Here is a 19510-nt window from a genome sequence, read left to right as displayed (position 1 = left end):
ACTCGCAACAAGTGAAAATGGCTTGATTGCGCGAGTTTTGCGCATAATTGGCTAATCGGAACGAATTAGTCTGATTAGAGAAGCGTGCGCGAAATGCGATTGTCCAACCTTGCAGATTATGCCGTCGTCATCATGAGCGCGGCGGCCGGACATTGTGGTGGCGGACGTACCAGCGCGGCTGCACTTGCCTGTGAGACCGGGCTTCCTGTGCCTACCGTGCAAAAGCTGGTCAGTAAATTGACCGCGGCAGGCTTGCTCCGCGCTACCCGTGGGGCAGGCGGCGGATTGCAGCTGGCGCGGCCCGCAGCAGCAGTCAGCCTGGCAGACATTGTCGAGGCGGTGGAAGGGCCGATTGCCCTTACCGCCTGTGTCGACGGGACTGAATGCGTGGTGGATCATAATTGCAGCGTCAAACCGCACTGGCCGCTGGTAAATTCGGCATTACGCGGTGCGCTTGCTCAAATATCGCTGGTGCAATTGACGCCCCAGCAGACAACAGAAGAACTGGCATGACTGAAGACTTAGATATTCAAGACCGCGATGCTCGCGAAGCCGCTGCCAAGGCTGCTGATTACGAACACGGCTGGGCAAGCGATATCGAACAGGAATTCGCACCCAAGGGCCTGAGCGAAGATACGGTGCGGTTCATTTCGGCCAAGAAGGGTGAGCCTGAATGGATGCTGGAATGGCGGCTGAAGGCATTCCGCCTGTGGCAGACCATGAAGGAACCGGACTGGGCCAAGGTGGGCTATCCGAAGATAGATTATCAGGACGCCTATTATTATGCGGAGCCCAAGGCCAAGCCCAAGCTCGAATCACTTGATGAACTCGATCCGGAGATCAAGCGCGTATATGACAAGCTGGGTATTCCCATTGCCGAACAGGAAGTGCTCGCCGGCGTAGAAGGTGCGCGCAAGGTTGCTGTGGACGCGGTGTTCGACAGCGTCAGCGTCGCCACCACCTTCCGCAAGGAGCTGGAAAGCGCGGGCGTGATTTTCCGTTCGATCAGCGAGGCGATCAAGGAATATCCCGATCTGGTGAAAAAGTGGCTCGGCAAGGTTGTGCCGCAGCACGATAATTATTTTGCAACCTTGAATTGCGCGGTCTTCAGCGACGGCACCTTCGTCTACATTCCAGAGGGCGTGCGCTGTCCGATGGAGCTCTCCACCTATTTCCGTATCAATGCAGAGAATACAGGGCAGTTCGAACGCACGCTGATCGTGGCCGAAAAGGGGTCTTACGTCTCCTATCTGGAAGGCTGCACCGCGCCGATGCGCGATGAAAACCAGCTCCACGCCGCCGTGGTGGAATTGGTCGCGATGGAAGATGCCGAGATCAAATATTCGACTGTGCAAAACTGGTATCCGGGCAATGCGGAAGGCGTTGGCGGGATCTATAATTTCGTGACCAAACGTGGCTTGTGCCAAGGTGCGCGGTCCAAGATTTCATGGACGCAGGTCGAGACCGGCAGCGCGGTTACGTGGAAATACCCCTCCTGCGTGCTCAACGGTGAAGACAGCGTTGGCGAGTTCTACTCGGTGGCGGTTACTAATAACCACCAACAGGCCGACACGGGAACCAAAATGGTTCATAACGGCAAGGGCTCACGCTCCACCATCATTTCCAAGGGGATTTCGGCGGGCAAGAGCAACAACACCTATCGTGGCCTCGTTCGGGTGGGCGCGAATGCGGACAATGTGCGCAATTTCACCCAGTGCGATAGCCTGCTGTTGAGCTCTGAATGCGGGGCGCACACTGTGCCCTATATCGAGATCAAGAATCCCAGCGCCCAGATCGAGCATGAGGCAACCACCAGCAAGATCTCCGACGACCAGCTGTTTTACGCCATGCAACGCGGACTGGGCGAGGAAGAGGCCGTGGCACTTATCGTCAACGGCTTCGCCAAGGACGTGCTGAAAGAATTGCCGATGGAATTTGCCGTAGAGGCGCAGAAGCTGCTGGCTATCTCGCTTGAGGGGAGCGTGGGGTGACAGAACGCAAAACCCTCAAGGTCCGCGACACAACCGATGCTGATGCGCCTGAGCTTGAGAAGAAGGGCCGCGGCTGGAAGATATCCGACAAGCGGCTCGATGTGCTGCATGATCAGGCGCGCGATATGAAGCGGCACGCTTCCGACGCGCATAAGGCGCTCGCAGCGCGTTTCGCCAAGGCGGATCTGGGGCGCTACACCTTCAAACGCTTCGCCGTGGTGGGCAGCGCGATTGTCGATTTCAATTGTCACAATCTCGGCATGGCTATCGCCATTGACGAGGAAGGCGCGGACGAAAAGCTCGCTCGCCGCCGTGACAAGAGCCTGGAATCGGTCGGTGTGCGGGTGATGCACATCAAGGCCGCCGACATATTAGAAAACATGGACGAAGTCCTCGCCCGTATCACCGCTGGTATGCGTCTGCGCATTGGCGACAGGGGCGACGCCCGCCGCAGGCACGATGCCGAACATCCACGCCAGACCACGCCGCGTTACGATCGTGACGGGAATGGTCCGTCGCGCAGCTACCGGAAAGACTGAATGCTAAAGATTGAAAACCTTCACGCCGAAATTAACGGCAAACCTATCCTCAAGGGCCTTTCTCTCACCGTGAACGCGGGCGAGATACATGCCATTATGGGCCCCAATGGTGCGGGCAAATCCACGCTCGCTTATGTGCTAGGGGGGCGGCCCGGTTACGAAGTGACCGGCGGATCAGTCACCTTCATGGGGCAAGATCTTTTCGACATGGAACCGCATGAACGCGCCGCTGCCGGCATGTTCCTGGGGTTTCAATATCCGGTAGAAATTCCCGGCGTATCCAATCTGCAATTCCTGCGAGAAGCCTTGAATTCCCAGCGCAAATCGCGCGGGGAAGAGCCGTTAACGGGCGGTGAGTTCCTCAAGCTCGCGAAGGAAAAAGCAAGCCTGCTGAAGCTCGACATGGACATGCTCAAACGCAATGTGAATGTCGGCTTTTCGGGAGGCGAGAAGAAACGCAACGAGATGGTCCAGATGGGCATTCTCGATCCGATGTTCGCGGTTCTCGATGAAACTGACAGCGGCCTCGATATCGATGCTCTCAAAGTAGTGGGGCAGGGTATCAACTCTATCATGCGCGACGCGCAAAAAGGTGTGCTGCTGATCACACATTACCAGCGTCTGCTCGATTATGTGCAGCCTGATTTCGTCCACATCCTCTCAGCTGGTGCCATCGTAAAAACCGGTGACGCCGATCTGGCAAGGCAGTTGGAAGCCGAGGGATATGACGAGGTGATGGCGGCGTGAACCAGCTTGCCACCCTGCCTACCACGCGCGACGAAGACTGGCGCTATGCCGATGCGGATTTCCTGGCGGCGGCAGATCCGGCTGCGGTTCACCACTGGCGCACAGTGGACGTGCCACCGGGCGAAACTCGTTTCGAATGCAAGGTTATCTCGGCGGAGGATGGACCTTCCAGTGCGATAGACCGGCTGCGCGTTCATGTCGGGAAAGAAGGCTGCTTTGAAGCTTTCGCTACTATCGCCGGCGGCAATTACCAACGCTTGGAAATCGAAGTTACGCTGGAAGAAGGCGCGCATTTCGAATTCGGCGGTGTGACACTTGGCGGTGGAGACAAGGTGCAGGAATTCGTCACCCGCACGATCCATGCCCACCCCAACGCCACCAGCAATCAGGTGGTTCGCGCGGTGCAGTGGGGCCGCTCGACAGGCAATTTTCTTGGCCGCATAGAAGTTGCGCGCGATGCGCAGAAAACCGATGCTGCGCAAAGCTTCCGCGCAATCCTGCTGGAAAAGGGCGCGACGGCCAATACCAAGCCGGAATTGGAGATTTTTGCTGACGATGTGCTGTGCGCGCACGGTGCAGCGATTGGTCAGCTTGATGAAATGGCGCGCTATTACATGGCCAGCCGCGGTATCGCGCCCGCAATTGCCAAGCGGCTGCTGGTGCAGGCCTTCATCGGCGATGCCTTTGTCGCAATTACCGATGATGCCACGCGCGATAGCATGCTTGATGAAACACTGGCGTTTCTGGAACCAACGCCATGAACACATTGGGCTTTTTCTCCTGTGCTCTGGTGCTGTCGGGTATTGCGGCCTGCACCACCATGCCGGTGCTTGATGCGCCGCCTGCAAGTGATTTCAGCCCACTTTCCATTCCCGACCGGACTTTTGCAGCCGAAGACAGGGTCATCGCGCATTATGTTCCGGCTCCAACCGCAAAAGAAAGCAAAGACGAAGTGCGTATCACGCGCGAAATCGGTCGCGACGGCACTGGCTCTGGCACGCATATTATCCTCGTCACCGCCGAAGGCTATGCTGACGATTCTGTCAGCGGTGAACAATGGCGCATAGTGCTTGACGATGTCGGTTCGGATTATCGCGTTGTAGAGGCGGGCGTGCGATACCAACGTGCCCGCGGAGCCAATTCGGGCTGGAGTAAAAGCCCATGTCCATGAACGAAACCCTATCGCGTTCGCTGGGGCGCAAGATCGATTTTCCCGGGCTGGTCTCCAGCACCGGAACGCCGTGGCATTATCTCGATAGTGCAGCCACCGCGCAAAAGCCCGAAGCGGTTATCGATGCGGTGACACGCGCATTGGGCGCAGATTACGCGACCGTACATCGCGGCGTCTATTCGCGCTCCGCAGAAATGACGCTCGGTTACGAATCTGCGCGTCGCAGGATTGCTGAATTCATCGGCGGGACCGAGGATGAAATCGTCTTCACGCGTGGTGCGACAGAGGCGATCAATCTCCTCGCCTATAGTTGGCCGCACAAGGGCCGCGTCCTGCTTTCCGAATTGGAACATCACTCCAACATCGTGCCGTGGCAGCTTGCCGGATGGCAGGTCGATGTCTGCCCGCTTACAGAGGACGGCCAGATCGATCTCGACGCTGCGGAAACGATGTTGACGCGCGAACATGAGATGGTGGCCTTCGCACATGTCTCCAATGTGCTGGGCAGCGTGGTGGATGCGCGGCGGGCAGCCGATCTTGCACATGCCGTGGGCGCGAAACTCCTGCTTGATGGTTGCCAGGCCGTACCGCGCCTTCCGGTGGACATGGCTGCCCTCGATTGCGATTTCTACGCATTCTCGGCTCACAAGCTTTATGGTCCAACGGGCATTGGTGCGCTGTGGGGAAGGGCGGACCTGCTGGGCGCGATGCCGCCGTGGCAGGGCGGTGGTGCGATGATCGACACTGTCACCTTTGATAACACTACTTTCGCCCCAGCACCGCAGCGCTTTGAGGCGGGCACGCCCGCCATCGTCGAGGCGATCGGATTCGCGGCGGCGTGCGATTACACGACGAAAATCGGACTGGAAGCCATCCACGCACATGAAGCCGCGTTGGTAAAGCAGACGCGCGATGCCCTCGGTGCGATGAATGATGTGACATTGTTCGGCCCGGAAAATAGCGCCGGCATCGTCAGTTTTCTGATCGACGGTATTCACCCGCACGATTTAGGCACCATATTGGACGAAGAGAACGTTGCCATTCGCGCCGGACATCATTGCGCGCAGCCACTCATGGCCAAACTGGGTGTTACCGCCACGGCGCGCGCCAGTTTCGGGATTTACTCTGACGAGGAAGACGTAACCGCGCTGATCCGCGGCATCGAACGCACGAAAAGGATTTTCGGTTGATGAACGACCAGACCGACAAGAAAGATTTCATCGCGGCCCCTGCCCCGAATGAAAAGGTGATCGCTCCAGAAAAGCCGCCGCGTGCACGCGTTTCGGACGCGCCACTGCCTGACGACGAAACAGGGCAGGAAAGCGCAGGTGCGAAGCTGGAACGCAAGCGCGATTATCTGGACGGGTTTCTGGCCAAGAAACCGGAAGACACGCCTGCAGGTGAACCCGGTGGCGAAATACACCAGGCCGTGATTGATGCGCTGAAGGATATTTACGACCCTGAAATCCCGGTAAATATCTATGATCTCGGGCTTATCTATAACGTCGAGGTGTCCAGCGATGCCGATGTCGTCGTCACCATGACGCTCACCACCCCGCACTGTCCGGTGGCGGAATCCATGCCGCAGGATATCGAAATGCGTGTGATGGGGCTGCCTGGTGTGCGCAATGCCGAAGTCATAGTAACTTGGGATCCGCCATGGGATCCGACCAAGATGAGCGACGAAGCGCGTCTCGAACTGGGAATGTTGTGATGAGCGATACCAGAACCCGTCCGGCGCCCAAGGCTGCCGTTATCCTGACTCAAAGCGCGGAAGAACGCGTGGCTGCATTGATGGCGAAGGCTCCCGAAGGTGCCATTGGTGTCAAGCTGTCGACACCGCGCCGTGGATGCTCGGGCCTTGCCTATTCGGTAGATTACGTCACTGAAGAAACGGCATTCGACGAGAAGATCGAAACGCCCGGCGGCATATTTTACATTGACGGCGCAAGCGTGCTTTACCTGATAGGCAGCACGATGGACTGGGTGGAAGATGATTTCACCGCGGGCTTCGTTTTTGAAAATCCCAACGCCAAGGGTGCATGCGGCTGCGGCGAAAGCTTCATGGTTTAGGGGCTTTGCCCCTCATCCCGACAGATCTTCAGGCCGCGCTATATTCCTCAGCGATGAAATCCAGCAATGCCTGATCATATGCATCGACCTTGCCGTTGAGCGCGATTTGCGCATCGAGCCATTCGTTTTCACTTGAAGTGACTGCAGCATCGCTGGCCACTTGGTCCTGTCGGCTGGGCGCACTGGATTTCTTGCCGAAAATCACGCCAAAGGCATTGGGTGCGGCAACGGCCATCTCACCCATGAAGCGACCAACGCTGGCCGAGTTGTCTGCCACAAAAGCTTCCAGTTCGATCGCGCGTTCTCGGCTGATCTGGCCCGAAGCGCTGGAAAATCCCATCAGGTAATTTCCTACACCCTGCACGAACAAGCGCTTGAGTTCAGGCGCGTTGGCGGCGTGTTCGGTCTTATCCTTCAGGCGGAAAAGCACTTCGGCTTCGCGGCGGCTAACGGCCGCAGGACGATCGCTTGCCTGGCCGAAAATGACCCGCCGGACCAGCTTGCATTCGGCTTCGCTTACATGCGTATCCGACAATTCGCCACCGTCGCGGGTGGGACCGGTGCCGGTCAGAACCTCGTTTTCCAGAACATCAAGGACGTAATCCTTGAGCATTTCCGGGACATTCTGCGCCTTTTCGATGATGCGGGTGAGAACTTCGAGTTCGGTCATCGAGCAGACCTTGCCGTCGGCGCGAACCTGATCGACGAGCCAGCGCGCTTCATCTTCGCTGGCATAGCCGCGTGGCTCGCTGCCTTCGAGAACATGCTGCTGGATCGCTTCGACGAAGAAATCGCTCCATTCGGTGCTGGGATTGCTCGTTGCGTGCTGTGCTGCGAAAATCGCTTCGGCCTCCGCGCGGGTCATGCGGCCATCGGCCCAACCGGCGTGGCGCATGGCGAGGATTTCCTCACGCGAAATGCCGCCGTCCTGGGCAGCCTGGCGGGCGATATCGGCGAAATGCATGCTCATAGGTCTCGAAATTCCCTCCGTTCCTATGCCGCTATGGTCGAACAGCCTTAAATTCGCGTTACCATGGCCGCATGGGCTTACCGCCGGGACGAAAGCGCCCGAATGCAAGCCTGCCTGTCGACTGCTGCACCATCTGATCCGCGTCGTGCCTCGATCCAGGTTGCGACCGGAGTTGCGCCGGGGGAGAGTGGATACAGAAAAATATCGAGCACGCATGCCTCTCCAGCAAATTGCAGTTTACGCATATCGCCTTCGACCACATTCAGGCGCGGCTGGCCGAAACGACGCTGCAACGTCCCCGCATCCTCGCGGATAACGCCGCTATAACCGGAGCCCTCCATAATCCGTGGCTGACGGAATCCAGAGACGGGTGTTTGCGGCTGGCTGGGGGGAATCTGCCCGGCGTCGACGGGGCGCTGCGGCGCTGGCGGAGCCTGCTGTGGCACAACGGTGGCGCAGGCGGACAGAAGGAGGCTGAAGGAGAGCAGAGGGAACAGGCGCATATCAGGTAGAACTTTTCCTGCGGTTGGTTCGATGAACAAGATGTGTAGCACTCGCCGCGCCGAGTACGGGCGCGAGAAAATTGATGAAAGGCACTGCCAGCATACCGGCGAACAATCCGCCCATCACGAAACGCTGGCCCCGGCCTATCGGCGGCGCTTGCTGCACGCCTTGCCGGTGTCGCAGCCACACCATGTCCTGCAATTCGCGCCCCAGAAGCACTGCATTGACCAGCCAGAACACTGCGAAAGTGCCAACACCGGTGAACATCAGCGCCAGCGCAAATGGTATGGCGATCAGATTTGAGAGGAGTGCGCGTGCTGCTGCGCGTCCGGCGTTCCTTGCCTGTTCGGCAAATGACAGATCGCGCGCCATGCTCGCTTCTTCCGGATAATGTTGGCGCTCTACCGCCACCACCACTTCGTCGGCAAAGAATTGTACGACGCCCATCGCCACGATGCGCCAGGTTAACCACAGACCGACTACTGCTAGGAGGAAAGAGAGCGCCCCGCGCAATGCCTCGGCCCCTGCAAACAGGCCATCGTCCAGTCCGCTGCGGGTCAAGGCCCAGTCGACCGTGAACCAGCCGCAAGTGGCCAAGATAATAAACACAATCAGCGTAACGCCGAGGCTCTTCAACAAAATGCGAAGCACCGCACCATCGAACAATTGCCCGAAAGCCAGCGCCAATGATGCGGAAAGCGATGCAGGACGTGATGCCATCACCGCTTGCGATTGCGCGGCCCTTCGGCCAAGTCAACGCCGATCCGGCCAATGCTGCCAGAAAACGGACCTTTGCCCCCTTCAGGAGACGACATGACTGCCCCCCGCTACGACGTTATCGCCATTGGAAATGCCGTGGTTGATGTAATCGCTTCCTGCACGGATGAACTCATCGAGGATCTTGGCCTAAATCGCGGTGGCATGACGCTGATCGATGAAGCGCGCGCCACCGAATTATATGACGCCATGCCGCCCGCGCGCGAGCTTTCCGGCGGTTCGGCAGCGAATACGCTGGCAGGATTGAGCACGCTTGGCCTGCAATGCGCTTTTATCGGGCAGGTTGCCGATGATCAGTTGGGCGAGGTCTTCCGCCATGACATGCGCGCCACCGGCATTGATTTCGATACGCCCGCGCGCAGCGGTGAACCCGCCACGGGGCGCGTGATGATTTTCGTCACTCCCGATGGCGAGCGGACGATGAACACCTTCCTTGGTGCAGGCCAGTTCCTCCCTGCCTCCGCGCTGGATGAAGACCTGATTGCGAGCGGCGCGATTCTGTATCTGGAAGGCTATTTGTGGGACCCGGAAGAACCACGCCGGGCCATGCGCCGCGCCATCGAGGTGGCGCGCGCTGCCGGACGCACGATCGCCTTCACTGCCAGTGAAAGCTTCGTTATCGAAAGGCATGGCGATGATTTCCGTGCCATGATTGACGAAGGGCTGATCGATATCCTGTTCGTCAATGAACATGAACTGGCAACGCTGACCGGCGAAAGCGATTTTGACACGGGCGTAAACGCCGTGGCGGGCAAGGTGCCCGTGCTGGTGGCGACGCGCAGTGAAAAGGGGGCGATCGCCGTTGCCAATGGCGAGCGTGCGGAAACTGAGGCCGATCCCGTTGCAAAGGTCGTGGATACCACCGGGGCAGGCGATCAGTTTGCCGCCGGCTTCCTGTCCGGCCATGCGCGTGGCGAACCGCTTGGCATGTGCCTGAGGCGCGGTGCCATTGCTGCGGCCGAAGTCATCAGCCATTACGGCCCGCGTCCCGAGGCACAACTCACCAAGCTCATGGCCGAAAAGCTCTAGCCCATTCTGGCTGTTGCGGGAAAACGCCATGGACGAAGATCGGTGCGCGGCTTGTTGAAGAGGTTCCTCCCTTAAAGCGTAGGACGCACATTGTAATTGAGTGCGCCCAGACGGGTGCTCGCAATAAGCGCTATTGTTCGCGCGCGATTTCGCGATAGCCAATGTCCGTGCGGTAAAAGCCGTCCGGGAATTTGACCTCTTCCACCGCCTTGTAGGCGGCATCGCGCGCTGCGCTGGTGTCAGCGCCAAGCGCCGTCACATTGAGCACGCGGCCGCCATTGGCGATGAGTTTTCCGTCAGTCTGCAAGCTGGTGCCCGCATGGAAGACCTTGACGGTGTCACTCTCTGCAACGCCGGTGAGGTCTATGATGCCGCCTTTTTTCGGTGTGCCAGGATAGCCATTGGCAGCCATTACCACGGTCATCGCGGTCGCATTATCGAAGTGTGGTGCCATCTGCTCGCCAAGGGTGCCATGGGCACAGGCAAGCATGTAATCGGCCAGATCGCTATCCAGCCGCATCATTAGCACCTGACATTCAGGATCGCCGAAACGGCAGTTGTATTCTACCAGCTTCACGCCTTCATCGGTCAACATCAGCCCGGCATAAAGCACGCCGCAATAAGGCATGCCGTCTTCCTTCATCTGTCGGACTGTGGGGAGAATGATCCTGTCCATCGTTTCAGCCAGCTGCGCATCTGTCAGCACGCGGGCGGGGGAATAGGCACCCATGCCGCCGGTATTGGGCCCGGTGTCGCCTTCTCCTACGCGTTTGTGATCCTGCGCGGTCCCAAAAGGGATCACCGCCTCGCCATCGGTCAGGGCAAAGAAGCTCGCTTCCTCGCCATGCATGAATTCTTCAATCACTACTTCTGCGCCCGCTTCGCCAAATGCGCCGCCAAGCATATCCGCCAGCGCTTCTTCCGCGTGTTCCGCTGATTCGGCGATGACCACGCCTTTGCCCGCGGCCAGCCCGTCCGCCTTCAACACAAAGGGCGGAGCAAATGTGTTGAGCGCCTGCCTGCCTTCTTCCAGTGTGGTACAGCGCACATAGGCTGCAGTAGGGATGCCCGCCTTGTCACACAGGGCCTTGGTAAAGGCCTTGCTGCCTTCCAGCTGCGCCGCCTGTGCCGAAGGGCCGAAACTGGCGATATTCGCATCGCGCAGGCTATCGGCCAACCCATCTACCAATGGTGCTTCGGGACCAATAACGACAAGGCCGATATCGTGCTTTTTTGCGAAGGCTATTACGTCTGCGTGATGCGTTACATCGACCAGCGTGATCCTTGCCACATCTTCCATGCCCGGATTGCCGGGGGATACGTAAAGCGTACCGCCTTCGCTTTTGATTGCTCTGGATTGCGCCAGCTTCCAGCACAGGGCATGTTCGCGGCCGCCCGAACCCAAAACCAGGATATTCATGGCTGGCAATTCTCCATACGATGATAATGACGCGAGGCTGGTAGCGGCATCGCGCGAAGGCGACAATTCCGCGCCGCTGACCATTACCGAGATTTCACAAGCTCTCAAGCGCACGGTGGAGGACCGTTTCGGCTTCGTGCGCCTGCGCGGTGAACTTTCCGGCGTGAAGCGTGCAGCTTCCGGCCATCTTTACATGAGCCTCAAGGACGAAAAAGCCGTCCTGGATGCAGTGATGTGGAAGGGCAGCACTGCACGCCTGCCGTTCAAGCCTGAAGATGGCATTGAAGTTGTTGCCACTGGCAAGCTGACGACGTTTCCGGGCCGCTCCAAATATCAGATCGTGGTCGAACGGATGGAGATCGCGGGCGAGGGCGCTCTCCTCGCTCTGCTGGAGAAGAATCGTCAGCGTTTCGAGGCCGAGGGACTATTCGCGCCCGAGAAAAAACGCGCTCTGCCCCATGCGCCCCGGGTGATCGGTGTCGTTACCTCTCCTACGGGCGCGGTAATTCGCGATATTCTGCATCGGCTGGAGGATCGCTTTCCCGCCCATGTGCTGGTCTGGCCCGTATTGGTGCAGGGGGATGCTGCTGCCGGGCAGGTGGCTGCGGCTGTGCGCGGTTTTGGCGCATTGGCGGCTGGTGGGCCCGTGCCTCGGCCCGATCTGCTCATCGTGGCGCGCGGTGGCGGATCGATCGAGGATTTGTGGGCGTTTAATGAGGAGGAGGTAGTGCGCGCCGTGGCGCAATCACCGATACCTGTCATCAGCGCGGTAGGGCATGAAACCGATACCACGCTGTGCGACTTTGCAGCCGACAGACGCGCGCCTACGCCAACGGCCGCCGCCGAAATTGCTGTGCCTGTCCTGCGCGAGATTGCAGCGCAAATTGATGATCTCACCCTGCGCCAGCGCAAGAATGCGCGCCGACCTGTGGATCTTGGTCGCGAACGGCTTGAAACGAGGATGGCGCGCATGCCGACGCAAGAGCAGTTGTTGCAATCGCAGGTCCAGCGGCTCGATGAAGCTGGCGAAAGGCTGCGACGCGGCTTGCTTGACCGGGCAGCCCAGGGGCGTGAAAAGCTGAGTCAGCTTCGCCTTTCGCCAACAATCCTGCAACGCAATCTGCGCGAGGCATCGCAGCATCTCGGTTCAATGCGTCTCGGGCCTGCGCTGGTCACACGCTCGATCGCCGAGGGTAGAGAGCGGTTGGACGCTCTGGCGCGGCTCGCTGGCCAATTGCATCCGGAAAAGCCCCTCTCGCGCGGATACGCCATGGTGCTTGATAGCACGGGCAAGGCAGTCACAAACGCTGCCGAAGCAGGAAGGCAAGCCAGCCTGGGCATCAAATTTGCCGATGGCACGATCAACGTAATCCCCGGTGAAAACCCGCGAAAGTCGCGCAAACTGGCCGGATCGCGGTCTGAAAGCAGCCAACCAAAATTGCTTTGAGCAAAAGCTATCCCTAGATAGGTCGCATGTTGATGAACTCCTCTGAAAACGCCGCCACACTGCTTTATGGCCCCAATGGCTTTCGCGTGATCCGCCCCGGCCACTTCGTGACCTGCGCGGTCAGCGGAATGTCCGTACCGCTGGAAGAATTACGATATTGGAGCGTGGATTTGCAGGAGGCTTATGCCAGCCCCGATCTCGCCACGCGCCGCGTACTCGACGCCAAGTGATCTCTTTTCCCAAGAGGTTCGCCGCCGCCGCGGCCTTTTTGGTGACAGGTTGCACCGTGGTTCCGCAAGCGGACGATGCTTCTGGCGCATCGGCCGGTCCAACCGAGGTAGTGCAGCCAATCGTAACGCCTGCCCCTACCCCCACGTCAATGCCAGCGCCGCAACCATCGCCGCCGCCGGCTGGACCCACCACATTCGTGTTTGATGGCGCGTTGACGCAAGGAGGTTGGCTGCGCGGACAGGCGCCTGACGGCACCGTATCTGCGCGCCTTGGCGAGCAGGAGCTTGCGTTGGATGAACAGGGGCGCTTCTTCGCCGCATTTGATCGCGATGCCAAAAACACTAGCGAACTGGTTGCCAGTTTGGCTGATGGGCGCACTGTGCGCAGCCCCGTGGGCGTGTCCCCGCGTGATTGGGACATTGAGCATATCAATGTTGCACGGCGTCCAAGCGGAGCGAGCGAGGCCTTCATGCGTCGCCGCCAGCCTGAACTCGATGCAATATGGGATGCGCGCACTGCAAATTCGCCGTCGGACGGGTGGCAGCAGGATTTCATCTGGCCGGTCACAGGGCGCATTTCCGGCCGATTCGGTTCGCAGCGTGTGTACCGCGGAGAACCGGGCAGCTATCATTCCGGCCTCGATATCGCCCCCGGCGCTGGCACGCCTTTCGTCGCCCCGGCGGATGGCGTTGTAACACTGGCCGCGCGCGATGAATTCAGTCTTGAAGGGCATCTGATTATTGTCGATCACGGTGCCGGCCTCAACAGCGCCTTTCTCCATGCTTCGCAAATTTTCGTGACCGAAGGCCAACAGGTCCGGCAGGGGGAGCGGCTGGGATTGGTCGGGGCGACAGGCAGGACAACCGGCCCGCATCTGCATTGGAGTATCAAGTGGCACCTTTCCCGGCTCGATCCATTGCTGTTCGTCGGACCGATGCCGTGATCGCTGCACAGGCATGTTCGCGCCACACGCCGATTCGCGGCTGACGGGGGGCCGTATTCGCGCAAAGCGTCTTCTTGCCGCGCTTGCGCTGGCCTTGTCGCTGGCCCCCGGCACATTCATCCGAACCGAACTTCCGCAGAATTTTGACGATAATCTGTATGTGGAGGCGGTAAGTGACTTGCCGGAAACCGTGAGTGCCAACGGCTTCAGGCGTGAAGGGGTGTGGCACTTGACCAGCCCCAATATCGAGTTCGGCGGATATTCGGCTCTTCTCGTGCCGGGGGCTGGCAAAGCGGACCTGTGGGCGTTTTCCGATCGCGGGAGCAGACTGATCCTTAGTGCACCGGACGGGCAGAGCCGTCAGACACCGCGGCTCTCAAGAGTAGGGAACAGGGGCCGGTTGCGCGGGACAATTCCCGATATCGAAGCCGCAGCACATGATGAATCGACGGGGTCTTACTGGCTGGCTTTCGAAAACAGCAATGCGATCATCCGCTATTCGGTTGCCAGTGAATTGGAAGCCTTGCGCGAGCCACCTGAATGGCGGGACTGGCCTGCAAATTCAGGAGCAGAGGCGATGGAACGGCTGCCGGACGGCCGCTTTATCGTTTTGCAGGAAGCCAGCAACACAGGGCTTGTCTTTGATGGCGATCCAACAGGTGATGTCGCCTCATTCGAATTTCGTTATGAATTGCCCGGCGATTATGCAGCAACCGATCTTGCTACACTGCCCGATGGACGCGTGCTGATATTGCTGCGCCGCTTGGCCTTTGGCTATCCCCCATTCACCGCAGCGCTTGCCATTGGCGATCCGCGCGATCTTGCCGCTGGTCACGATCTGCCAATCAGCATGCTGGTCAATCTCGACACGCTATTGCCGAGAGAAAATTACGAGGGGTTGGCAATCGCACCGCAGGATGATGGCGCCATAGTGCTGTGGATCATAGCAGACGATAACCGGGCCTCGTTCCAGCGGACATTGCTAGCGAAACTGGTGTGGGCTGCGCCAGATGCGCACGAAAAAGCGCGCGAGGAAATACCCCGCGCGCCTTCAAATCCTTAAACTGATCCGGGCGATGGGCCCGAAAAAGGCGGTTCAGGCCGCTTCGCCCATCGCCTTCTTCAATTCGCGCTTCACCTTGAGAGCGCGGACGGACAGCTTTTCGTCGCTGGTCTTGATCAACCAATTGTCCAGGCCGCCATTATGCTCAACCGAGCGCAGACCATTGGTGGACACGCGGAACTTGAAGCTGCGATCCAGCTTCTCGCTCAACAGGGTGACCTTCTGCAGGTTGGGCAGGAAGACACGCTTGGTCTTGTTATTGGCGTGGCTCACATTGTGGCCGACCTGACGGCCCTTGCCGGTAAGTTCGCAAATGCGCGACATGGCGAGTTCTCTCGTTCGAAACGGTTAAGTTGAATCAGCGTGTAGCTGGGAAAGGCGGGCGCATACAGGGGGGGTAGAGATTCGTCAAGCGAACAGGTAGCGCGTGGCTATGGCAAAATGGCCCCTTCCCGATCCGATGCGCCGCGCCCTCGCACTGGCGCAAGAGGCCGTCGTTGCGGGCGAAGTGCCAGTGGGCGCGGTGGTGGTCAAGGACGGCATTGTATTAGGCGAAGGCTATAATCTCACGCGCACTGACCACGATCCGACCGCCCATGCCGAAATTGTGGCGATTCGCCGCGCGGCCACTGCTCTGGGTGATGACCGGCTGACCGGCTGCGATCTCTATGTGACGCTGGAGCCCTGCGGCATGTGCGCTGGCGCGATTGCCCACGCCCGAATCGCACGACTTTATTATGGCGCAGGCGACCCCAAGGGTGGCGCGGTCGAACATGGCGCTTGCGTGTTTGAGCAGGCGCAATGTCTCCATCGGCCAGAGGTATATTCAGGTATTGGCGAGGGAGAAGCGGGCAAACTATTGCGCGGGTTTTTCAGTGAGAGGCGGTGAAGAAGAAGATCATCACATCCCCCGCCAGATCCGCATTTCGGTTCCATTACTCGGCCCAAAGCGTCGCCTGTCGCATGCTGCCGGCATGAAGTCCGCACCATAACACAGGCGCATTTCGCGTAGCCAGCCACGCTCGTTCACTACCAGCCCGACATCTTCTGCATCCCAATAGGGGTTTGCTTCGGCAAAGGTGTCACGCACATTGCCAGCGGTCAGGCCGCGACGGCGGGAGAGGCGATCGAAATCGGGCCAGCGCAGGCTGTTCCACAGCACTTGTGTAATGCGCAAATAGGCGCCAGCATCATTGACCATGCAGCTGCCATGCTTGGCCCATTGGCGCGCGACCAGCCGCGTATCGGGCGACATGCACATGGCGCCGCGCATCTCGAGCTGCGTCGGCTGATCACGGGTGGGACACCATTGCGGGTAGCTATTGCGCGGACCCTCCGGCCACAATCCGTGAACGATGAAGGCAAAACGTCCGGCACGGCCCGAGCACTGGCGTGCGTGGCGCGGTTCATCATCGCGGAAGCGGCAGAATTCAGGACTCCAGCTGAGTGATAGTGTGTATCCGGTGATGCGCGTCTGGCGCACGGGCCCATCGCGCTCAATTGCTGGCAGACTGATGCGCCCCTGCGGCGTGCGGCACTGATATGCTTGCGCCAGCGCCGTGGCGGGCAGCAACAGCGTGAGGATAAGTCCAGACACAAGCGTAAACCACCTCATGCGCCCATGCCCCTTTTCATCGCGCTGGCCTGGCGACATTTCAAAGTGGGGTGAAGTCGAGACCGATATCGGCAGCAGGCGCGCTTTGCGTCAGGCGACCAACGGAGACGAAATCGACACCCGTTGCGGCCTTGGCCTTGATCGTATGAAGGGTGATGCCACCTGACGCCTCTGTCTTCACGCGACCCGCCACCAGCGCGACCGCCTCGCGCAGGATTTCGGGCGACATATTGTCGAGCAGGAGACGGGTCGCTCCCGCAGCCAACGCTGGTTCGATCTGGTCAATGCGGTCAACTTCACAAATGATCTGCTCGACGCCTGCATCGCGTGCACGGCGCACCGCTTCGCCGACATTTCCGGCCACCAGAATGTGATTGTCCTTGATCATGGCTGCATCCCACAAGCCCATGCGGTGATTGTCCGCGCCGCCTTGCCGCACGGCATATTTCTCAAGATGGCGCAGCCCGGGAATGGTCTTGCGTGTATCGAGCAGCGTGCAATCGGGATTGTCCATCGTGCGCACATATTCGTGCACCATCGTAGCAATGCCCGAAAGATGCTGCACCGTATTGAGCGCGCTGCGCTCTGCCGTCAGCATCGCGCGGGCATTGCCTGACAGGTGCATCAAATCAGTGCCGGCAGAAACCTGCGCGCCTTCCTCCACCAAAATCGTGATGGCCATGTCAGGATCGAGATGGCGGAAAAAAGCCGCAGCAATCGGCAGACCGGCTACGGTGATCGGATCGCGACTGTCCATCACGCCGGAAAAACGTGCATCGCTTGGGATCACACTTTCGGCGGTGACATCGCGTCCACCATCAGCAAGACCCTCACCAAGGTCCTCCGCCAGAGTTCCGCGAACAAAATGGGCGAGGTCAAAGCCAGTCAGGGGGAAATCGGTCATGATCTATCCCTGCAATGCCCATGCACAGACCGCAAGGGCGCAACCGTACCCGTATAACAGCATCGAAACACGGATTAATGCACGAAGCGCGCTACCACATCGCGATAGGACCGGCTCACCTTCACCTCGGCGCCGCTGTCCAGCACCAGGAAGCACTCGCCATTGGTATGAGGCTTTACCTGCCGCACCCGATCGAGATTGACGATGGTGGAGCGGTGGACGCGCTGGAAATTCTTCGGGTCAAGCCGTCGTTCCAGATCCTTCATCGTTTCGCGCAGGATCAGCGAATTGTCACCGGTGTAGATGCACATGTAATCACCTGCAGCCTCGATATGTTCGATCGAATCGACATCCACGCGGAAGATCTGCCCGCGGTCCTTGACGTTAATCATTTTTTCATACCGGCCGGCGCTATCCCCTTCGCCGGAAATGTCATCAAGGCTTTGCGGGCTGACTTCTGCCAGCACGTCCTTCAGCTTCTCGGCCTCTTCGGCAGAGCGCTTTTCGGCGAGACGCTGGCGGACCCTTTCAATCGTATCTGCCAAACGATCTTCATCGACAGGCTTCATCAGGTAATTGACGGCATTGGCCTCAAACGCGCGGATGGCGTGTTCCTGATATGCGGTCACGAAGACGAATAGCGGCGGCTCAAGGTCCATGACCCCTTTCACCACGGAGAAACCGTCAAAGCCGGGCATCTGGATGTCGAGGAAGACAAGGTCGGGTTTGAGTGTCTTGATCGCGCGAATCGCCTCACGCCCATTGGCGCAGGTCTCCACGATTTCGATGTCTTCATAAGGCTGCAAACGTAGTTGCAGGCCCTGGATGGCGAGCTTTTCGTCATCGACGAGTATGGCGCGTATAGTCATGCGGGGGCTCCGGTCTGGGGGTTTCCGAAAGTCGTTTCCCTTGTACCCTCTTTATTCGACGGGCGGGGAAATTTCTGATGGGAGGGAACAGGTTCATCCTGTTCTTCGATTTCGTAAGGTAATTCGATGATGACTGTGAAACCGCCATCGGGCGGGGTTTCAATGTCGAATCGGTGGTCTTCGCCATAGGCCTGCGACAGGCGCTCCATGATATTGGCAAGGCCCACACCAGTAGAGGAATGGCCGCGTTTTACCGCCTCGGCCGCGTTTTGATTGCCCTGCAATCCCGGACCCGTGTCATACACCGTCAGGCGCAGACGCGAACCGATGACCTTGGCTGCAAGGCTGATGCGCGCGCCTTCTTCCTGAGCAGATACACCGTATTTGATCGCATTTTCGATCAGCGGTTGCAGCAGGAAGGACGGGATGCAGCCGCGCGCCGCATCATCATCCACCCTGAATTCGGTGCGGAGTCGTTCTTCAAACCGCATCCGTTCTATTTCGAGATAGAGTTTCAGCGTTTCCACCTCCTGTGCCACGGTGACCTTGCCGCCCGGCTGGGCGATCAGCGTGTGGCGCAGGAAGCTAGAAAGCTTGGTCAGCATCGCATTTGCGGGGGTTGTTTGTTTCAGCAGCACCAGCGTGCTGATCGAATTCAGCGTGTTGAACAGGAAATGCGGGTTAAGCTGGTAACGCAGCATCGCAAGCTGAGCGCTTGTCGCCTGCGCTTCCAGCCGTTCCAGCTGGTCGGTTTGTTCCTCCACCTGCAGGAAGAAATTAATGGCGAAATACAATGCCGACCACGCGCCGAGCAGCGTCATTGGGAAGATGAAATAGCCGATCAGCAGCTGGGAAAACCCGCCGCTGTCTGGCCGCGCGATCTGAATGACCCATGTCTGCACCGAAGCAAAGAACGCCACCGCTATGGCGAGCAGCAGGGCAGAACTCGCCCAGCTGAGCGGCGATGCCAGCGACAGTATGCGCTTGAATGCAACTGACAGAATCAGCGTGATCGAGAAGCCTGTGAAGGATTCGATGAAAATGATGACAAAGAACGGAAAATCCTGCCCTGCAACAATGCCCGAAACACCACGCAGGGTGAATGCGCCAAGCCAGCCAAGCACTTGCAGCCACCAGAAAGCGCGATTCTTGTCCTTGAAAAACGGGGTGGGCTGGAATGGCAACATGGCCATGCTGCCCTTAGCCGAAGTTGGCGC

24 protein-coding genes are annotated in these 19510 nt (G+C 58.9%); 15 read left to right on the top strand and 9 right to left on the bottom strand.

All coding sequences use genetic code 11. From position 1 onward, the window contains the following. The first annotated feature begins 93 nt into the window (after positions 1–93). From CP97_RS01925 to CP97_RS01885, 9 genes are read left to right on the top strand one after another with little or no spacing between them, the layout of a single operon-like run. Positions 94–513, top strand: a complete 420-nt coding sequence (locus tag CP97_RS01925; protein ID WP_048886625.1) for an SUF system Fe-S cluster assembly regulator — start codon at positions 94–96, stop codon at positions 511–513. Continuing rightward, on the top strand, positions 510–1991 hold the full coding sequence (gene sufB / locus CP97_RS01920) for a Fe-S cluster assembly protein SufB (protein ID WP_048884558.1): 1482 nt from the start codon (positions 510–512) through the stop codon (positions 1989–1991). Before CP97_RS01925 ends, sufB begins: the two co-directional genes overlap by 4 nt. Next, on the top strand, positions 1988–2530 hold the full coding sequence (locus CP97_RS01915; protein WP_048884557.1) for a DUF559 domain-containing protein: 543 nt from the start codon (positions 1988–1990) through the stop codon (positions 2528–2530). Before sufB ends, CP97_RS01915 begins: the two co-directional genes overlap by 4 nt. Further along, positions 2531–3277 carry a Fe-S cluster assembly ATPase SufC gene (sufC, locus tag CP97_RS01910; protein ID WP_048884556.1) on the top strand — a complete coding sequence of 249 codons (747 nt, stop codon included), beginning with the start codon at positions 2531–2533 and terminating at the stop codon, positions 3275–3277. After that, positions 3274–4038, top strand: coding sequence for a SufD family Fe-S cluster assembly protein (locus CP97_RS01905; protein WP_048884555.1), 765 nt, complete (start codon positions 3274–3276; stop codon positions 4036–4038). The genes sufC and CP97_RS01905 overlap by 4 nt, the downstream gene beginning before the upstream one ends. Continuing rightward, on the top strand, positions 4035–4448 hold the full coding sequence (locus CP97_RS01900) for a hypothetical protein (RefSeq protein ID WP_048884554.1): 414 nt from the start codon (positions 4035–4037) through the stop codon (positions 4446–4448). The genes CP97_RS01905 and CP97_RS01900 overlap by 4 nt, the downstream gene beginning before the upstream one ends. Beyond that, positions 4439–5638, top strand: a complete 1200-nt coding sequence (locus tag CP97_RS01895; protein WP_048884553.1) for an aminotransferase class V-fold PLP-dependent enzyme — start codon at positions 4439–4441, stop codon at positions 5636–5638. The genes CP97_RS01900 and CP97_RS01895 overlap by 10 nt, the downstream gene beginning before the upstream one ends. Then, positions 5638–6162 carry an SUF system Fe-S cluster assembly protein gene (locus CP97_RS01890; protein ID WP_048884552.1) on the top strand — a complete coding sequence of 175 codons (525 nt, stop codon included), beginning with the start codon at positions 5638–5640 and terminating at the stop codon, positions 6160–6162. Before CP97_RS01895 ends, CP97_RS01890 begins: the two co-directional genes overlap by 1 nt. After that, a complete protein-coding gene (locus tag CP97_RS01885) occupies positions 6162–6521 on the top strand; it encodes a HesB/IscA family protein (RefSeq protein WP_048884551.1) in 360 nt (119 codons plus the stop codon). Before CP97_RS01890 ends, CP97_RS01885 begins: the two co-directional genes overlap by 1 nt. Positions 6522–6549: 28 nt before the next feature. Here CP97_RS01885 and CP97_RS01880 read toward each other — a convergent pair whose 3' ends face one another. The 3 genes from CP97_RS01880 to CP97_RS01870 form a co-directional block, all read right to left on the bottom strand. Continuing rightward, positions 6550–7491, bottom strand: coding sequence for a hypothetical protein (locus tag CP97_RS01880; RefSeq protein WP_048884550.1), 942 nt, complete (start codon positions 7489–7491; stop codon positions 6550–6552). A gap of 77 nt (positions 7492–7568) precedes the next feature. Then, positions 7569–7994, bottom strand: a complete 426-nt coding sequence (locus tag CP97_RS01875) for a hypothetical protein (RefSeq protein WP_048884549.1) — start codon at positions 7992–7994, stop codon at positions 7569–7571. A gap of 1 nt (position 7995) precedes the next feature. Continuing rightward, positions 7996–8715, bottom strand: coding sequence for an EI24 domain-containing protein (locus tag CP97_RS01870; RefSeq protein WP_048884548.1), 720 nt, complete (start codon positions 8713–8715; stop codon positions 7996–7998). A gap of 93 nt (positions 8716–8808) precedes the next feature. Between CP97_RS01870 and CP97_RS01865 the strand changes: the two genes are divergently transcribed. After that, the gene (locus tag CP97_RS01865; RefSeq protein WP_149036401.1) at positions 8809–9801 is read left to right on the top strand and encodes an adenosine kinase; all 993 of its coding nucleotides are present in this window, start codon (positions 8809–8811) and stop codon (positions 9799–9801) included. 130 nt (positions 9802–9931) lie between these two features. On the opposite strand, the gene purD is transcribed toward CP97_RS01865, so the two are convergent. Next, positions 9932–11221 (bottom strand): phosphoribosylamine--glycine ligase, encoded by a 1290-nt coding sequence (purD, locus tag CP97_RS01860; protein WP_048884547.1) that lies wholly within the window; start codon positions 11219–11221, stop codon positions 9932–9934. On the opposite strand from purD, the gene xseA reads away from it, so the two are divergent. Genes xseA through CP97_RS01840 form a run of 4 tightly spaced genes read left to right on the top strand, consistent with a single transcriptional unit; the run spans position 11220 to position 14905 of the window. After that, positions 11220–12668 (top strand): exodeoxyribonuclease VII large subunit, encoded by a 1449-nt coding sequence (xseA, locus tag CP97_RS01855; RefSeq protein ID WP_048884546.1) that lies wholly within the window; start codon positions 11220–11222, stop codon positions 12666–12668. The two genes, purD and xseA, sit on opposite strands and share 2 nt — an antisense overlap. A 26-nt stretch (positions 12669–12694) precedes the next feature. Continuing rightward, on the top strand, positions 12695–12898 hold the full coding sequence (locus CP97_RS01850; RefSeq protein ID WP_048884545.1) for a DUF2093 domain-containing protein: 204 nt from the start codon (positions 12695–12697) through the stop codon (positions 12896–12898). 56 nt (positions 12899–12954) lie between these two features. Further along, the gene (locus tag CP97_RS01845) at positions 12955–13842 is read left to right on the top strand and encodes a M23 family metallopeptidase (protein WP_227819643.1); all 888 of its coding nucleotides are present in this window, start codon (positions 12955–12957) and stop codon (positions 13840–13842) included. A gap of 13 nt (positions 13843–13855) precedes the next feature. Then, positions 13856–14905 (top strand): esterase-like activity of phytase family protein, encoded by a 1050-nt coding sequence (locus tag CP97_RS01840; RefSeq protein ID WP_048884544.1) that lies wholly within the window; start codon positions 13856–13858, stop codon positions 14903–14905. Between the two features lie 33 nt (positions 14906–14938). Here the strand turns inward: CP97_RS01840 and rpmB are convergent, their stop codons facing one another. Continuing rightward, positions 14939–15229 (bottom strand): 50S ribosomal protein L28, encoded by a 291-nt coding sequence (gene rpmB, locus CP97_RS01835; protein ID WP_048884543.1) that lies wholly within the window; start codon positions 15227–15229, stop codon positions 14939–14941. A gap of 109 nt (positions 15230–15338) precedes the next feature. Between rpmB and CP97_RS01830 the strand changes: the two genes are divergently transcribed. Next, positions 15339–15794, top strand: coding sequence for a nucleoside deaminase (locus CP97_RS01830; RefSeq protein ID WP_048884542.1), 456 nt, complete (start codon positions 15339–15341; stop codon positions 15792–15794). A gap of 12 nt (positions 15795–15806) precedes the next feature. Here CP97_RS01830 and CP97_RS01825 read toward each other — a convergent pair whose 3' ends face one another. The 4 genes from CP97_RS01825 to CP97_RS01810 form a co-directional block, all read right to left on the bottom strand. After that, on the bottom strand, positions 15807–16520 hold the full coding sequence (locus CP97_RS01825) for a ribonuclease T2 family protein (RefSeq protein ID WP_048886622.1): 714 nt from the start codon (positions 16518–16520) through the stop codon (positions 15807–15809). 40 nt (positions 16521–16560) lie between these two features. After that, positions 16561–17424, bottom strand: coding sequence for a carboxylating nicotinate-nucleotide diphosphorylase (nadC, locus tag CP97_RS01820; RefSeq protein ID WP_048884541.1), 864 nt, complete (start codon positions 17422–17424; stop codon positions 16561–16563). Positions 17425–17498: 74 nt separating this feature from the next. Beyond that, positions 17499–18293 (bottom strand): LytR/AlgR family response regulator transcription factor, encoded by a 795-nt coding sequence (locus CP97_RS01815; protein ID WP_048884540.1) that lies wholly within the window; start codon positions 18291–18293, stop codon positions 17499–17501. After that, entirely contained in the window at positions 18290–19486 is a 1197-nt protein-coding gene (locus CP97_RS01810) for a sensor histidine kinase (RefSeq protein ID WP_048886621.1), read from the bottom strand. Before CP97_RS01810 ends, CP97_RS01815 begins: the two co-directional genes overlap by 4 nt. Positions 19487–19510: the final 24 nt, after the last annotated feature.

It is taken from the genome of Aurantiacibacter atlanticus (assembly GCF_001077815.2).
Taxonomy (GTDB): domain Bacteria; phylum Pseudomonadota; class Alphaproteobacteria; order Sphingomonadales; family Sphingomonadaceae; genus Alteraurantiacibacter; species Alteraurantiacibacter atlanticus.
The sequence above is the reverse complement of the archived record's forward strand: the minus strand, read 5'-3'. Positions and strand labels throughout refer to the sequence as shown.

Coding starts and splice junctions, on each gene's coding strand:
- CP97_RS01925 (WP_048886625.1), top strand. CDS start 94: ATGCGATTGTCCAACCTTGCAGATTATGCCGTCGTCATCATGAGCGCG.
- sufB (WP_048884558.1), top strand. CDS start 510: ATGACTGAAGACTTAGATATTCAAGACCGCGATGCTCGCGAAGCCGCT.
- CP97_RS01865 (WP_149036401.1), top strand. CDS start 8,809: ATGACTGCCCCCCGCTACGACGTTATCGCCATTGGAAATGCCGTGGTT.
- xseA (WP_048884546.1), top strand. CDS start 11,220: ATGGCTGGCAATTCTCCATACGATGATAATGACGCGAGGCTGGTAGCG.
- purD (WP_048884547.1), bottom strand. CDS start 11,221: ATGAATATCCTGGTTTTGGGTTCGGGCGGCCGCGAACATGCCCTGTGC.
- CP97_RS01825 (WP_048886622.1), bottom strand. CDS start 16,520: ATGAGGTGGTTTACGCTTGTGTCTGGACTTATCCTCACGCTGTTGCTG.
- nadC (WP_048884541.1), bottom strand. CDS start 17,424: ATGACCGATTTCCCCCTGACTGGCTTTGACCTCGCCCATTTTGTTCGC.
- CP97_RS01875 (WP_048884549.1), bottom strand. CDS start 7,994: ATGCGCCTGTTCCCTCTGCTCTCCTTCAGCCTCCTTCTGTCCGCCTGC.
- CP97_RS01900 (WP_048884554.1), top strand. CDS start 4,035: ATGAACACATTGGGCTTTTTCTCCTGTGCTCTGGTGCTGTCGGGTATT.
- CP97_RS01895 (WP_048884553.1), top strand. CDS start 4,439: ATGTCCATGAACGAAACCCTATCGCGTTCGCTGGGGCGCAAGATCGAT.
- sufC (WP_048884556.1), top strand. CDS start 2,531: ATGCTAAAGATTGAAAACCTTCACGCCGAAATTAACGGCAAACCTATC.
- CP97_RS01885 (WP_048884551.1), top strand. CDS start 6,162: ATGAGCGATACCAGAACCCGTCCGGCGCCCAAGGCTGCCGTTATCCTG.
- CP97_RS01870 (WP_048884548.1), bottom strand. CDS start 8,715: ATGGCATCACGTCCTGCATCGCTTTCCGCATCATTGGCGCTGGCTTTC.
- rpmB (WP_048884543.1), bottom strand. CDS start 15,229: ATGTCGCGCATTTGCGAACTTACCGGCAAGGGCCGTCAGGTCGGCCAC.
- CP97_RS01880 (WP_048884550.1), bottom strand. CDS start 7,491: ATGAGCATGCATTTCGCCGATATCGCCCGCCAGGCTGCCCAGGACGGC.
- CP97_RS01810 (WP_048886621.1), bottom strand. CDS start 19,486: ATGGCCATGTTGCCATTCCAGCCCACCCCGTTTTTCAAGGACAAGAAT.
- CP97_RS01840 (WP_048884544.1), top strand. CDS start 13,856: ATGTTCGCGCCACACGCCGATTCGCGGCTGACGGGGGGCCGTATTCGC.
- CP97_RS01815 (WP_048884540.1), bottom strand. CDS start 18,293: ATGACTATACGCGCCATACTCGTCGATGACGAAAAGCTCGCCATCCAG.
- CP97_RS01830 (WP_048884542.1), top strand. CDS start 15,339: ATGGCAAAATGGCCCCTTCCCGATCCGATGCGCCGCGCCCTCGCACTG.
- CP97_RS01890 (WP_048884552.1), top strand. CDS start 5,638: ATGAACGACCAGACCGACAAGAAAGATTTCATCGCGGCCCCTGCCCCG.
- CP97_RS01850 (WP_048884545.1), top strand. CDS start 12,695: ATGTTGATGAACTCCTCTGAAAACGCCGCCACACTGCTTTATGGCCCC.